Source organism: Legionella nigrisilvae (assembly GCF_977063395.2).
In genome coordinates this window covers 43,695-56,842 of record NZ_CDRUGZ020000024.1, presented here as the reverse complement: position 1 = coordinate 56,842, position 13,148 = coordinate 43,695, and the positions used below count along the sequence as shown (strand labels likewise).

The window sequence follows — 13,148 nt, the reverse complement described above, 5'->3', positions numbered from 1 at the left end:
TTAGGACTCCAGATTCACTCTATCCCCGGATAGATTAGGAGATGAAATCACCAAAAAAGAAACCAAATTTCCGGAACTGTTTTTCACTTTATGAGCTGCCCATGCTTTAATAGTTATTCCTTCCTGTTCCTGCAACACCTGTTCATAATTTTCAAACTCAATAACCAATTGTCCTTGTAAACAATAAAAAAATTGTTCTGTTTTCTGATGATAATGCTTTATCTCACAACTTCCAGCAGGCATCGTTTCATAAATAACACTAAACTGCCCCTCATTTTTTAACCACCATCCATCGCAACCTTGTCCCCATTTAAAATGGAGTGCATTGTTTATTGAGACAGCCTCTTCTCTCACTACAGATTCTAATACATGCGATTTTAGGCTTTGACTTAAGCCGGAGACTGAATCACCATTTAAGAGCCCGATGTCTGTTGTTTCTTGAAATTCTTTACGCAAAAAATAAAAAATAGAATTTTTTTGAAATCCATGCCGCTCAAATTCAAGTTTGAACCCTAATTTTTTATAAAATTCTATTGCCTCCCAATCCATAGTGTTAACTGTTGCAAAAGCGCAGCCTTTCTCACTACCATACTTCAATGCCTTTTGCATGAGTTTTGTTCCCCATCCTTGATGTCTGATGGATTCACTCACCCAAAGATTATCGACATGAAGACCTCCATAGAGTGTTCCGCCACTACAACCACCCACAATGCTATTGTCTGCATCACGAATAAAGCATGCAAAGAAATCTAAAGATTCGAAGCCTCTTTGTTGTTTGGCATACGCCTTAATCCCATTTGTTAATATTTGAACATCATCAGGGTTTGGATTTTCTAAAAACGATAACTTTAAAGTCATTTAATTTATCCCACTGTAGGAGACCAGGCACCATGCTCCACATAACTTGCCTCATCACTGCCTGACCAAGGTGGCATAGTAACGCAAATAAACACTAAATCTGCTGCATCACTTCGATATTGAAAATGTGTTCCCAAGGGAATATCGATGCTGACTCCAGGTGTTAAAGGCGTAATACTCTCTTCATCGTTCAATTTACGCCAAATTGCACCGTCACCAGAAAGGACATGCCAAAATTCAGATACAGTTTTATGACGAACTGCTTTGGAAATTGTTCCTGCTTTCAAAGTACAGTGAGCCATTCCACCTAAATGATTATTCATCAGCAATCGAACTTCAGCACCTGCTGGAGAGATATGTTGATACTCTTTGGGTATTTCTTGTGTATTCATTTATGCCTCTATTAAAACAATGTTCTCATCAGTAGTGGTTATTTCTTTTTTTAAATTTGAATTGTAACGCAAGCATTATCTGCATCTAAAGTAACCACTTTGCCAATTGGAAGAATGCAATTTTGCTTACCGTGCCCATAGGGAAACTCTTTAATGCAAGGTACTTTTAATTTTGAAGCCCATTCATTGATTACATCTTCTACCGTACCATCATGCTGATGCGAGTTCTTACTTTTACAGTGTTCAAATGTACCAAAAATAACGCCAGAAACTTCATCAAAAATTCCTGCTAAATCTAGTTGGGAGAGCATGCCATCAATATTATAGGGCTCGACACCAACGTCTTCTACCAACAAAATACTTTCTTTAAAACTAGGCAGATAAGGTGTGCCCATTAAATTAGTCATCAGAGTTAAATTTCCACCAAGTAAAGGGCCTCGACTAACACCTGCATGAACCTTTATTCCTTTGGAAATTATGTATTCTTGGCCTAATAAAGAAGAAAGTAATGTTTTTTTAACCTGGGTACTCAAATGAATAGTCAAAGTAAATCCTGTATAACTTACTAAGCCACTGTTTTTAAATAGGCCTAATTGCAACGCGGTGGTATCACTAAACCCGAATAATTGTTTTGGGTTTCTCTTAATTAATTCATAGTCTAAAAAAGGTAAAATACGTTGTGAACCTTGTCCGCCTCGGGTTGCAATAATTGCTTTCACTTCAGAATCTTTAAAGAAATCCATCACATCATTGGCACGTTCACTGTCTTTTCCCGCTAAAAATCGTTCTGATGCAAACATATGCTTTGCATACTTTACCTTAAATCCATTCAACTTTAATAAATGAACTCCCGCTTCTATATCCTGTTCCATAATAGGGCTCGACGGTGAAATAAGCCCTACGATATCTCCTTTTTGCAGTGGTGCTGGACATAGAATCTTCATTTATTACCTCAATTATTTTCTGCATTCAAAAACAATACTTTCGTCTTTTTCATCAGGTGGCGCGTTTCGGTCAAATCCTTTAACCATCCGTACATTGCTAAAACCAACCTCAGTAAGCAAATTGTGCAAGAAAGAAGAGTTTTGATAAATGCGAATTTTATATTCCTCTACCTCTGTTTGAATCACACGGTTGTTTTCAATCAACTCGTATTTGCCGATAGAGTAACAAACCTCTTCATTGAGCATGGCTAATTGACTTAATACGATGAGAGTTCCATCTTCTTTGGGCCATCTTGAGCCTCTCCATATACCTAATTCATTAGGAACTGCATAGCGTGTTTCTACTTCAAATACAAAAAGTCCTTTATCTTCTAGGTGCTCATAAATGATTTTTAAGGCTTTTTGGATATCCGCCTTTTCAGTAATGAGACAAAATGAACCACTGGGTATAAAAATCAAAGAGTACTTCTCAGATTGATTTAAATCTTCAATAAAACCATACCAGACTTTTGGATTAAGATTTTTGCTCCTTGCTTTTGCATGCAGTCGCTCAAGCATCGGTTGACTTGCATCAAAGCCCTGAACATCAAATCCTTCTTCAGCCAAAGGCAATAAAAATCGACCCGTACCACACATAGGCTCTAAAATGGTGCCTTTAGCCTCTACAGCATAGCTTCGGTAAAAAGAGTACGCATCTTGTGGCACATTGGGTTTACTTAAATCATATACTTCAGTACACAGGCTCTGATAGGTATCTAGTTTTTTCATGGGTTCCTCTTTAAAATCCAATACCATTAAATATTCATCATAGAAGGTATCATTAATTTTAAGTGCTTTAGGTTCAGTACCATAAATTCGAAACCCTTGCTTTTGATAAAAAGCGCGGGCCACAAAATTGCTCGTAACACAGGTTAAGTGCAATTGAGTAACGCAGGTTTTTGCATGTTGTATCAGGGTCTGAATTAATGCTGTTGCAATACCTTTCCCTCTGTATTCAAGACGAGTATACATACCCCAAAGTACACCACGGTGTTTGGTTTTAAGTGAATTAAGCTTATAGAATCCAGCACAAGACACTAATAAATCATCAACAAAGGCACCTAATACGTATCCTTTACTTAATCCATTTTGAAAATCAGTATCGGACATTAACGCTTCCTCGTCATAAGAAGAGCCAAAGCTTTCTGGTGAGTTGGCCAGAGCCTCTAAACGTATTTCTTTCCATATATTCCAATCCGCATCAAACAATTGTCTAATCTTCACAATATTATCTCCATGACGGTGACAGGATGTCCTTTAAATTCATCCATGCCAATCGTGCGCCAACCAAGACGACTGTAATATTCTGGAATGGTAGGATCAAAAGCAAAAAGATAAAGATTTTTAAACCCTAATGTTTGGGCTTCTTCTTTTACTCGAAGAATAAGCTGTCTTGCAATACCTTGTTTTTGATGGCCTGGCGCTACCACTAACGAGCCTAGCCAGGGAGTTAGTTCAGGACGGATCCCATCATTCACGCGTAAAGAGCACATCCCAACAGGTTTATCTTCATCAAAAGCAACAACAGTGAGCGGTAACTGCTCGATGTTTAAATGATTTCGTAAATTTTCTTCTACACGCGAAGTGGGCACATCAGGAACCCAAATTTTTCCTAATACTTCATGCCAAATCTTAGCAAGCTCTGGAATGCAATCGGAGTGATGTTTTAGATAGGCTATCGTTATCATCTTAATACCTGTAAAAATGAATTATTCCTCTTGGCAAGGCGTGCCTTGATGAAACACCATTTGCCAACGGTTGTGTTTGTATTGCCAGAGCGAAGAACGTAAGGAACTTTTTGAGGCAACAGTAACCTTATAAGTTGCCAACATGACTTCGGGCGACACCTCTAATACTGAAAAGTCATTAACCATATAACTTCGTGACTCTTCTTCTGGAAGAGAATCAAGTAGGTCGTTCTTATTGTAAATTGAACCAGAGGCCCCATACTCGATAAATTTATCAGCAATCAGTAGCTTCAGTTGGGTAATCGATTTTCTCGTTTTCGGATTTAAAAGAGAAGTCTCTAGCTCATAAATCAGTTGGTGTTCTTGTTTCATAGCGATATCCTCATCAAATATCTGGGCTTGTGTTATTCACCATCGAGAAACAGAGCCAGTCCAAAAAAACAAAACGCGGTTTTGAGTAATGCTCTTTACTTAATTTTTGAATTGCTTATTGAGGTAAATAACGCATTAAGTCAACTTTCTTGAGATCGCAATCGATCTAGATGATGAATAATCAATGAATTCACCACTTGTTTATTAAAATCAGGACAAAAACGTGGATAATCACGTTCAAGACCATAAGACCATTTTTCCAAACGTTCATGATCATATTCGATCATGTCTTCAAACAAGTAATCTTCTCCATAAGTTTCTTCACAATGAAGGCCAACTCCTCCATCATAAAGTTCTCCTGAAGGCATGCGCAATGCAATGTGCCAGCACTCTTCATGGGATTTCATCATCACAAAAACAATATGCACTTTATCCTGAAAGCGGTCATTCCAAGCATCAAAAAATAATTTAGCAAACGCGCCACAAGGACCATAATTAATCCTTGGTGTTTCTTCATGAAATCCCAGCAATTGATTTATATCGTTTTTTAAATCATTTAAAACTGTAATTTCTTCTGCATTCACTCATAACTCCCGTAGTATTAAGCTACTTTTTTGATTAAGACACTTTATGTTTAAGCTGAATTTATTGTACCAGATAAATTTCAATTCGTTCTTTACCTTTACCCACATTCGACCTTTTTAACGTAATATAACCCACTTCAGCGGTTGATTTTACATGTGTTCCACCACAAGAAACCTTAGAAAATCCTTCGATTTCCCAATAACGCATTTGACTCTTCTCATCAGAAAATCCAGTGTGAATAAGCATATCTTTTGCAATAATTTGATTGTATTCAAACAAAAGAGAGTCAAAGATATCCGAAATATTGTGCTGATAGCTAAAATCAATTCTAGCCTTATGCTCAGCAATATGAGCACCTATTTTTTCAACGGGCAGCATTCTTTGGACAAGCTCTAAGATTAATTCAGCAGCAAAATGAAGGCGCATCAATTTATAACGACGAACAAAGTCAATTTCCATAAGGACAACATCGCCTTTAGAAAGTCCATGCTCCGCAGGTAATGTATAATAAATCAAGTGATCTTCTATTTCAGAATGAGTGACTATCAGGCCGTTCACGCGGACTGTATCACTTTCCTGACCACCGGAAAACGAAAAACCAATAGTCTCTGCAAAAAGTAGTCGATTCTCATTGACTGACACCACTTTAGTCATTAATTGGCGTTGATAGGGATTATCCCAGAATATTTTTTGCATGACTTACTCTCTAATCTTTACCACCATCCCATTTGTTAGCTGTTTCAATGTTTCAGGAGATAATGAAAACACTGCATTGGGCGTTCCTGCTGCAGCCCAAAGAACTTCATGGCATAACAAATCTTCATCAATAAGAACCGTATCAATAACGTTTTTATGGCCAACGGGAGGAACTCCACCAATCGCAAAACCAGTGATTTCTCGTGTAAAATCTGCATCAGCTTTCCCAATAGGTTCATTGATGAGACTAACAATCAAGCTCTCATTCACACGATTAACACCACTTGCTAATACTAATACTGGCTTGTTGGTTTTTTCTGTGCAAAATAGTAATGACTTCACAATTTGAGCAACACCACATCTTAAAGTATCAGCAGCATCTTTTGCCGTGCGAGTGCTCGAATCAAGTTCTTTGACCTCACACGATATCCCTTTTTGAGATAAAAAATCTTGTATGATTTGCGCGCGTTTACTTAACTTTTTCTCTTTATTCATCGCTTATCACCATCCCATCATCGCCACAAAGAACACTTTCTAGTGAGCTCTGTCACTACGTCCCAATCCCCAAACAAGACAATGCCATAATAAATCAGATCGTTCTCTTTAACCTGTGCCGTTCTTTCAATTTGCTCTTGATAGGACCCAACAGTCATCGTATCGGTAAAATCATTAAAGAGAACATTTTTTGCTAAAGCATTCTGGCGTAATGTTCTAATTTTGTTGGAATTCTCACAAAGAATTATAAAAGGGATTTCTGAAATATACGGGTGAGAGCCTCCGTCTGCATCTCGATAATCGGTTAAACGCAGTTCTTCTGTACCAATCACAGCGCCTAAACCAATACACATATGAGCAAGTGCATTCATTACTTTGCCAGGCTCGATACGTTTGTTAAGCACTGCAACCAGTTTGTTTTTAAAAGGGTGTTCAACCATACAATCCTCCACAATCTACTTCACAATTCGTGCGTTATAACGCATAATAAACCAGTATATACTTGTGCGCTAAAACGCACAAGCTTTTTTTAATAAGGGACATAATGCAAGAAATTTCAAACCGCATTGCAAAAATACTAAAATCATTAAGACAAGATCGAGGTTGGAGCTTAGATAAAACAGCGCTTGAAACGGGCGTTTCTAAAGCGATGCTTGGGCAAATTGAACGCGAAGAGTCAAGCCCAACGATTTCTACCCTATGGAAAATTGCGAGCGGCTTTCAAACCTCCTTTTCATCGTTTATTGAAGACAGTCTGGATGATTCAACCAATCCTATTTATAGAACAGGGCATGCTGAAACTTTGCATCCAGATGATGAAAAAATACGAGTACTTCCTCTGTTTCCTTTTGATGAACAGCTACATTTTGAATTGTTTGTTATTGAGTTATTGCCCGGATGCGAACATCTTTCACCTCCTCATAAACATGGAGTCATTGAGCATGTCATTGTTGTGGATGGAACCATTGAAATTTTGTTAGGTAGGTTCTGGAAATCACTTTCCAAAGGAGAAGGACTGCGTTTTAATGCCAATCAACCGCATGGCTACCGAAATCCAACCAATGAGCTATCGCGCATCCATGATATTATTCATTACCCACCTCAATAGGAGTTCCCTTAATCGGTTATGGCACATAAAACAAAGGGGTTAATGCCATAGTTTTTAAGTCATGAAGCCATTCATCCCCTGGCTTTCCTCCTGGAGCTGTTTCTTCAAACCAGTTGTATTTACACCAGAGGTAGATATCTAAGCTTTTCATTTGCGAAAAATGATTCACTTCTTTTAATTCTTCTGAGCTCAATGGCCGGATTTGCCTATATCCTTCTATAAACCATTCAAACAGTGGTTGCCAGAGAGGCCATGGTTTATTGCATAAGTCCAAAAAAGGTTTGGCAATATCGGCAAGATACCAATGATATACTGGCTCATCAAAATCAATCAGATGAACGCTCTCACCATCATAAAGCACATTTCCAGGACGATGGTCCCCATGGGTTAGGCCAAAATTAGATGAGTCGATTGAAAAAGTTTTGAAGCGTGTCGTAATCGTTTCATATAAATCCTGAATCAAGGACTCTTCTTGACGCGCATAATCCAAAGTCTCACGCCACAAATCTTCCCAAGTTAAAAAGTGATGTTTCTCTGCAACATAACTTTGCGAGGCTTGATGCAATAGCCCTAGAGCCCTTCCCCATGTTAGATAAGCTTTTTTATCTGAATAATCAAAATGCATGATTTGCCCTGGTACCTCCCGGCAAACATGAACAAAAAATTCCAAATCCTCTTGGTGCACAGTTTCAACATCATTTCCTTCTTGAGATACCACCGGTTCACAAATAGGCGTACCACACAAAAATAAATACTTCTGAAAATCAATGGCACTCAAAAGTTCGCGAGCTTTTCGTATTTTTTCATGCGTCATGCGTAGGTAAAATCCTTGTCCATTAGATTCAAATCGATAAACACAGTTAATTTGATTATTGATAAGCTTAAGATGGGTAGGGTTTTTTACCCATTTTTGCGCCGCATGGTTCGCTGTTGTATCCGTAATTTTTTTTAACGTGATCTCCCAAATCATGCTTGAATACCTTTGTTGTTTAGATAATCAGCCCTGGATAATCGATAAAGCACATGTCGTCTCAAGGGACTATTAGGCTCCAATTTGGGATGGTCAAAATCATCCTTGGTATTGTGATGTAAACCAATTTTTTCCATAACACGTCTTGAAGCTAGATTATTCACTGTTGTAAATGAAACTACTTCGGGAATATTTAAAGAGGTAAAGGCATAATGCAAAACTGCTTTTGCTCCTTCCGTAGCATAACCCTGATTCCAATGTGTTGAGGAAAGTCTCCAGCCGATTTCAACAGAGGGAGTAAAGTCCGCTTCAAAAGAAGGGGTCATTAACCCTAAAAATCCTATCATTTCCCCTGTACTTTTCAGTTCAACAGCATACAAAGAAAATCCCTTCTCTTTATAATGTGCAATAATCCGCTCAATGCCTGCTTTTGTAGCACTCTTACTCCCTATTCCTGGTAAAAATTGGCATACTTTTTTGTCTTGATCAATAAGTGCCATAGGATCAAGATCAGCTTCCTGCCATGTTCGTAAAATCAGACGGGGAGTTTCAAGAATATTCATGGGACCCTCTATAAGTAAGCATGTTTATCATGAGTAGGTAATTGGGATCTTCACTGTATTGCGTGGGAACAAAACCAGCCTTTTGATAGCACGCTATGGCTTGTTCGTTTCCAATTTGAGGATCAACGACAACGGCTTTAAATCTGTAGAGTTGTTTTGCAATAAAATGCCTTATAATTTGTCTACCCAACCCTACTCCACGACACGATGGCTCTGCAATAAAAAGGTCGATACCAGCCAATTGTTCAGGTGTAGCCTTGTCAAACAAGGAAGCATTATGTCCTGAAATTCCTTCGGGTAAATGGTCGGCAAGACAGTAATATTGAATAAAACCAATTGGTTTTTGATCCAAATAAATAATAAAACTCGGGACTGGATCCATGCCTTCAATGCGGGGTAAGTACTTTGCCCTAATATCTTCCAAAGAAAACTGTTGATTTCGTGCATACCCTTGTTTCACTGTAGGCTCTGCAAACCATTGGGTCATTAAGTTCAAATCTTTTTGACTCAATGGTTTAAATTCCAGATTCTGATTTTTACTCCCATAAACTAAGGAAGTCCAATCCAAAATACAACGCGCTGACTCCTCTGCTGAAAGGAGGCTCACATCTAGAGTCATTTCATACGGCTCTTTGCTAAAATAAACGTCTTCTTCAAACAATCTTTTTGTAATAAGCGCCTCATCTTGTGTTTTAAAATAGCCTTTTCTATCTGAGTCTTTTAAGCGTTTAACAAGCTCTGCACCATTACAAATCAGTCGGATAGGAACAAACACAGCTCCCCGTTTTTGAGCAACGGTTTGTACTTGATTAAAAAATTCCTGATGCCAAGAATTATTCGCTAAGAGCTCATAGGTAATAACAAAGCTCGCTTCTTTAGAGCAAACCGCAGTCATCGTATCAAAAATCACATCACGAGCTTTGTTAAGCGCTGCCCATCCTTTATCATCAAGAGACCAAAATACTTGAGCATCGTTACCTAAAAGTTTTAGAACCGGATCGATCCAAGCATGGTGATGCGCTAATCGAAACTGAGGGGCCAGCGTTGTAATTGCCTCGCCTATGGTTTTTTTACCGGTACCTGCAATACCCATCAAGAGTATTATCATATTCGTCGGCATCATTTATTAAAATCCTGTCACAATACTTTACTCTTCTTTATGTTTAAGCACACGCATCAAGTGCGCCACATCATATGGGCTACGGAGTTCAATGAATTTCACTTTTGGATATTGGTTCTTTAAGACATTTAATAAAGGGTTAATCCGTTGTTCATAGTTCCACATATAACTTAATAGCGACCATCGGACCGTTTCATTGCAACCAGCGGCTCTATCATCAATTTCTGAAGCCTTATAAAACAAGCGCTTAAATACCCGCCAATAACATAGCCACTTGGGTAAATTAAAGTACAAGCACATATCGGCTTCGCGATAACGTATCTCAAATGATTTGCTGGAATTACCATCAATAATCCAGCAAGGCTTAGCAGCTAATTCTTTTTGGAGTGACAAAAAATTCTCATATTCTCGTGGCACCCAATCGGCAATAAAAAAATATTTATCTAAATGGAACAATGGAATATTTAGACTCTTTTGCAACATAACAGAAAAAGTGGACTTGCCACTTCCTGGTCTACCAATAATCATGATACGTTGTAACTTTATCATTTCATTCAGAGTTTAATTTACAGTTTTCTTTTCTTATAGATGCAAATGATTGTTGTATTCATCCGCTACACTATCTAAAACGTTAAGTAGTCTGTTCTTCACTTAACTGTTTAAGTACAGTTTTTATCGTGGCATGAGAAAAACCTCGACCACTTAAGAAACGAGCCAATTTTGTATTTATTGCCTCATCTGTCTCATTCTTAAATCCACGCATTTTTTTCCGAGCTTCATCCAGGGCGCGAACATCTTCCAGTTCAATATGTTCTAAGACTTGCTCAATCACTTCTTCTTTAACGCCCTTCTGTTTTAATATTTCTTGAATAAAACGGTTTCCTTTATGGATATAACGGGCACTTAATGATTCAGCCAAACGATTATCATTAATTAAATGTAATTCCCGAAGGCGAGCTAGGGTTGCATGAATCTGAGCATCTAACTCGGGCACATGCGAAAAATCCCTCTCCAATTGCCTTATGAGTTCTATTTCACTGCAATAATGATTCGAAAGATATTTTATTGCTGCATCGATGAGTGTATTCATACTAAAGTTCTACTATAAACCACAATTTTATTTTTGCTTTTGCCAAGACAGCCTGATTTATTTAGAATACCATTATAACAGGAAAATATTGAGTCTTTTATGCCAAAAGAAGGAAAGGCCAGAGTCTTAAGTGAAGCGGAGTTTAAGCGACTGCTTATTGTTGCCAAAGATGGGCAATTCGCTATAAGAAATAGCGCCCTTGTGTATTGTTCTTTTGGTCTTGGATTGCGAGTGAAAGAAATCGCCTCTCTCACTATTGCAGATGTAGCCGATTACAACTATCAATTACTTGAAGAGATTTGTTTGAAGCGCTCAATGACCAAAGGTGAAAAGCAACGTTACGCTTATCTTGCCAATGAAAAAATCCGCAAAGCACTCCAAGCACATCTCGATACCCTAAAACATGTTGCACGAGACAAACCCTTATTTCAGACCCAACGTAAAAGTCGCTTTACACCCAATAGTTTGCAAAAATGGTTCAAGTCACTTTATGATAAAGCAGGAATCATTGGGGCAAGCTCCCATTCTGGTCGACGTACTTTCATTACCCGATTAATTGAACAAGGCGCGGATATTAAAGCAGTCTCACGTCTTGCAGGTCATGCTAACATTGTGACTACCGCAATTTATGTTGAAGACAATCCTGATCGCCTAAAACGCATTGCTAATTTGGCTATTTTCTAAATGACGCTCTGGTTTATTACTTTACCCTGGTTACACTATTTGGATTTTACCTACAAAGAAGTCTACCATGAGGCACGCTTTGAGAAAGACAAACGCTATTATGTGCTTCGTCTAGAGAAAGATTTACTGGATGATTGGACAATCACCGCCATTAATGGAAGAATAAAATCTAAGTTGGGACAAAGAAGAACATTAGCTTTTTCAACGTACACAAATGCGTTTGCTCAATTCTTAAGCATGATAAAAATCCGTTATCAGCATAATTATCGACTTAAAACTTTGTATAGTGAAAATATTTTTTCCCTTCACAATATGCTGTTTCTTTTAATATCACAAAAATATACTAATAAAACCAATACCAAAAGGAAGAAAAAACCAAGGTCCGAATTGAGTCAAAATAATTGCTCCACGACTGTTCACAACAACTTATCTCATACAACAGCATTCCAACTTGACTTACTTTTTAATTTCTAAAAGAAAAGTGGTTATTAAATAATCAGATCGATTTAAGCACGCTTTAATAGTGATTAGAAAGAAGATGATCTTTTGCCACACTTTACCATTCGACGTAGTCCAATCGTCTCTTGAAAGTAAAATTTGGAGGTCGTTTTTTTCCGGTATACCAGTAAAATTATAACTACAGGCTCAAGGCAAACAACTTCCAATTTTTCCACATAGTTATCCACTAATTTTGTGAATAAAAAATAGCCCTACCCTTCCACCTTAAGATGGGCCATTAACCAATCTGCTTCCTCTAAAGAGTCAAAACTTATCACCACCCTACCTTTTCCTCCATCATTAAAATGCATGTTAACTTTTGATGAAAGTTTTTTCGACAATTGTGCCATCCAATCTTTCGTTTTTTGTTCAAATTGATGATTTAGAAAAAACTCCTGTTTATCTTCTGGCCTATTTAAGCGCTGAACCAATTTTTCAGTTTCCCTAACAGATAAAGACTTACTAGTAATTATTTTTGCTGTTTCTACTTGTTGTACATTCGACAAACTTAATAAAGCTCTAGCATGTCCCATTTCTAATAATCCCGTTTTTAACATTTCTTTTACTTCATCTGTGAGAGTAAGCAATCTAAGAAGATTAGTAACCGTTGTTCGAGATCTACCTAAAGTTTCAGCAACTTCACCATGCGTCATGTAACACTCTTCTATTAATCGCTGTATAGCTTGCGCTTCTTCCAATGGGTTTAAATCTTCTCTTTGAATATTTTCAATTAAAGATACTGCCATCCCATTTGCTTTATTGTATTTTCTAATGATTGCAGGGATTTTTTCTAATCCAACTATTTTAGCTGCGCGCCAACGCCGTTCACCTGCAATAATTTGATATTCATTCCTATTATGATCTATTTCTTTGACAAGAATAGGCTGTATAATCCCATGCTGCCGAATTGATGAAGCCAATTCTTCTAGTGAAGCATCGCTAAAAAACTTTCTAGCCTGATTTTGATCTGGATAAATTTTTGATAAACACAGATCAATTGCTTCCAAGGACTGGAGCTCATTCTTTAGATTGATTGGTTCAAAGGC

Annotated in this window: 19 protein-coding genes and 1 pseudogene; 3 read left to right on the top strand and 17 right to left on the bottom strand. The window is 37.7% G+C overall.

The features are described 5' to 3' along the window. From ACWTE2_RS16780 to ACWTE2_RS16730, 11 genes and pseudogenes are all read right to left on the bottom strand, one after another. Window positions 1–858 (bottom strand): GNAT family N-acetyltransferase, encoded by an 858-nt coding sequence (locus ACWTE2_RS16780; protein WP_014845039.1) that lies wholly within the window; start codon window positions 856–858, stop codon window positions 1–3. 5 nt (window positions 859–863) lie between these two features. After that, window positions 864–1,250: a cupin domain-containing protein gene (locus tag ACWTE2_RS16775; protein ID WP_014845038.1), complete on the bottom strand. Its 387-nt coding sequence runs from the start codon at window positions 1,248–1,250 to the stop codon at window positions 864–866. Window positions 1,251–1,300: 50 nt separating this feature from the next. Further along, the gene (locus ACWTE2_RS16770) at window positions 1,301–2,194 is read right to left on the bottom strand and encodes a S66 peptidase family protein (RefSeq protein WP_014845037.1); all 894 of its coding nucleotides are present in this window, start codon (window positions 2,192–2,194) and stop codon (window positions 1,301–1,303) included. A gap of 12 nt (window positions 2,195–2,206) precedes the next feature. Continuing rightward, entirely contained in the window at window positions 2,207–2,962 is a 756-nt protein-coding gene (locus ACWTE2_RS16765) for a class I SAM-dependent DNA methyltransferase (protein ID WP_029489094.1), read from the bottom strand. 42 nt (window positions 2,963–3,004) lie between these two features. After that, window positions 3,005–3,457, bottom strand: a pseudogene (locus ACWTE2_RS16760) (GNAT family N-acetyltransferase); the annotation flags it as partial. Continuing rightward, on the bottom strand, window positions 3,454–3,921 hold the full coding sequence (locus ACWTE2_RS16755; protein WP_014845035.1) for a GNAT family N-acetyltransferase: 468 nt from the start codon (window positions 3,919–3,921) through the stop codon (window positions 3,454–3,456). The pseudogene ACWTE2_RS16760 and the gene ACWTE2_RS16755, both read right to left, overlap by 4 nt. 21 nt (window positions 3,922–3,942) lie before the next feature. Continuing rightward, the gene (locus tag ACWTE2_RS16750; RefSeq protein WP_014845034.1) at window positions 3,943–4,293 is read right to left on the bottom strand and encodes a nuclear transport factor 2 family protein; all 351 of its coding nucleotides are present in this window, start codon (window positions 4,291–4,293) and stop codon (window positions 3,943–3,945) included. 140 nt (window positions 4,294–4,433) lie between these two features. After that, window positions 4,434–4,877, bottom strand: a complete 444-nt coding sequence (locus tag ACWTE2_RS16745) for a hypothetical protein (protein ID WP_014845033.1) — start codon at window positions 4,875–4,877, stop codon at window positions 4,434–4,436. A 61-nt stretch (window positions 4,878–4,938) separates the two neighbouring features. Then, on the bottom strand, window positions 4,939–5,574 hold the full coding sequence (locus tag ACWTE2_RS16740) for an alanyl-tRNA editing protein (RefSeq protein WP_014845032.1): 636 nt from the start codon (window positions 5,572–5,574) through the stop codon (window positions 4,939–4,941). 3 nt (window positions 5,575–5,577) lie between these two features. Then, complete coding sequence (locus ACWTE2_RS16735) at window positions 5,578–6,069, bottom strand: YbaK/EbsC family protein (RefSeq protein WP_014845031.1); 492 nt, start codon at window positions 6,067–6,069, stop codon at window positions 5,578–5,580. Between the two features lie 17 nt (window positions 6,070–6,086). Then, window positions 6,087–6,509 carry a DUF2000 domain-containing protein gene (locus ACWTE2_RS16730; protein ID WP_014845030.1) on the bottom strand — a complete coding sequence of 141 codons (423 nt, stop codon included), beginning with the start codon at window positions 6,507–6,509 and terminating at the stop codon, window positions 6,087–6,089. A gap of 104 nt (window positions 6,510–6,613) precedes the next feature. Here ACWTE2_RS16730 and ACWTE2_RS16725 point away from each other — a divergent pair, with 104 nt between their 5' ends. Next, entirely contained in the window at window positions 6,614–7,177 is a 564-nt protein-coding gene (locus tag ACWTE2_RS16725; RefSeq protein WP_014845029.1) for a helix-turn-helix domain-containing protein, read from the top strand. 16 nt (window positions 7,178–7,193) lie between these two features. Here the strand turns inward: ACWTE2_RS16725 and ACWTE2_RS16720 are convergent, their stop codons facing one another. The 5 genes from ACWTE2_RS16720 to ACWTE2_RS16700 all read right to left on the bottom strand — a co-directional run bounded on the left by ACWTE2_RS16720 (window position 7,194) and on the right by ACWTE2_RS16700 (window position 10,920). Then, window positions 7,194–8,147, bottom strand: a complete 954-nt coding sequence (locus ACWTE2_RS16720) for a phosphotransferase enzyme family protein (RefSeq protein WP_014845028.1) — start codon at window positions 8,145–8,147, stop codon at window positions 7,194–7,196. Next, a complete protein-coding gene (locus tag ACWTE2_RS16715; protein ID WP_014845027.1) occupies window positions 8,144–8,710 on the bottom strand; it encodes a GNAT family N-acetyltransferase in 567 nt (188 codons plus the stop codon). The genes ACWTE2_RS16720 and ACWTE2_RS16715 overlap by 4 nt, the downstream gene beginning before the upstream one ends. Next, complete coding sequence (locus ACWTE2_RS16710; RefSeq protein ID WP_014845026.1) at window positions 8,697–9,833, bottom strand: GNAT family N-acetyltransferase; 1,137 nt, start codon at window positions 9,831–9,833, stop codon at window positions 8,697–8,699. The genes ACWTE2_RS16715 and ACWTE2_RS16710 overlap by 14 nt, the downstream gene beginning before the upstream one ends. Before the next feature lie 24 nt (window positions 9,834–9,857). Further along, entirely contained in the window at window positions 9,858–10,379 is a 522-nt protein-coding gene (locus ACWTE2_RS16705; RefSeq protein WP_014845025.1) for a P-loop NTPase family protein, read from the bottom strand. Window positions 10,380–10,461: 82 nt separating this feature from the next. Then, window positions 10,462–10,920, bottom strand: coding sequence for a regulatory protein RecX (locus tag ACWTE2_RS16700; protein WP_014845024.1), 459 nt, complete (start codon window positions 10,918–10,920; stop codon window positions 10,462–10,464). A gap of 99 nt (window positions 10,921–11,019) precedes the next feature. Here ACWTE2_RS16700 and ACWTE2_RS16695 point away from each other — a divergent pair, with 99 nt between their 5' ends. Together ACWTE2_RS16695 and ACWTE2_RS16690 are read left to right on the top strand one after the other, a co-directional pair. After that, a complete protein-coding gene (locus ACWTE2_RS16695) occupies window positions 11,020–11,604 on the top strand; it encodes a tyrosine-type recombinase/integrase (protein ID WP_014845023.1) in 585 nt (194 codons plus the stop codon). Next, window positions 11,605–12,078, top strand: coding sequence for a hypothetical protein (locus ACWTE2_RS16690; RefSeq protein ID WP_014845022.1), 474 nt, complete (start codon window positions 11,605–11,607; stop codon window positions 12,076–12,078). A gap of 236 nt (window positions 12,079–12,314) precedes the next feature. Here ACWTE2_RS16690 and ACWTE2_RS16685 read toward each other — a convergent pair whose 3' ends face one another. After that, window positions 12,315–13,109, bottom strand: coding sequence for a ParB/RepB/Spo0J family partition protein (locus ACWTE2_RS16685; protein WP_225316559.1), 795 nt, complete (start codon window positions 13,107–13,109; stop codon window positions 12,315–12,317). Between the last annotated feature and the right edge of the window lie 39 nt (window positions 13,110–13,148).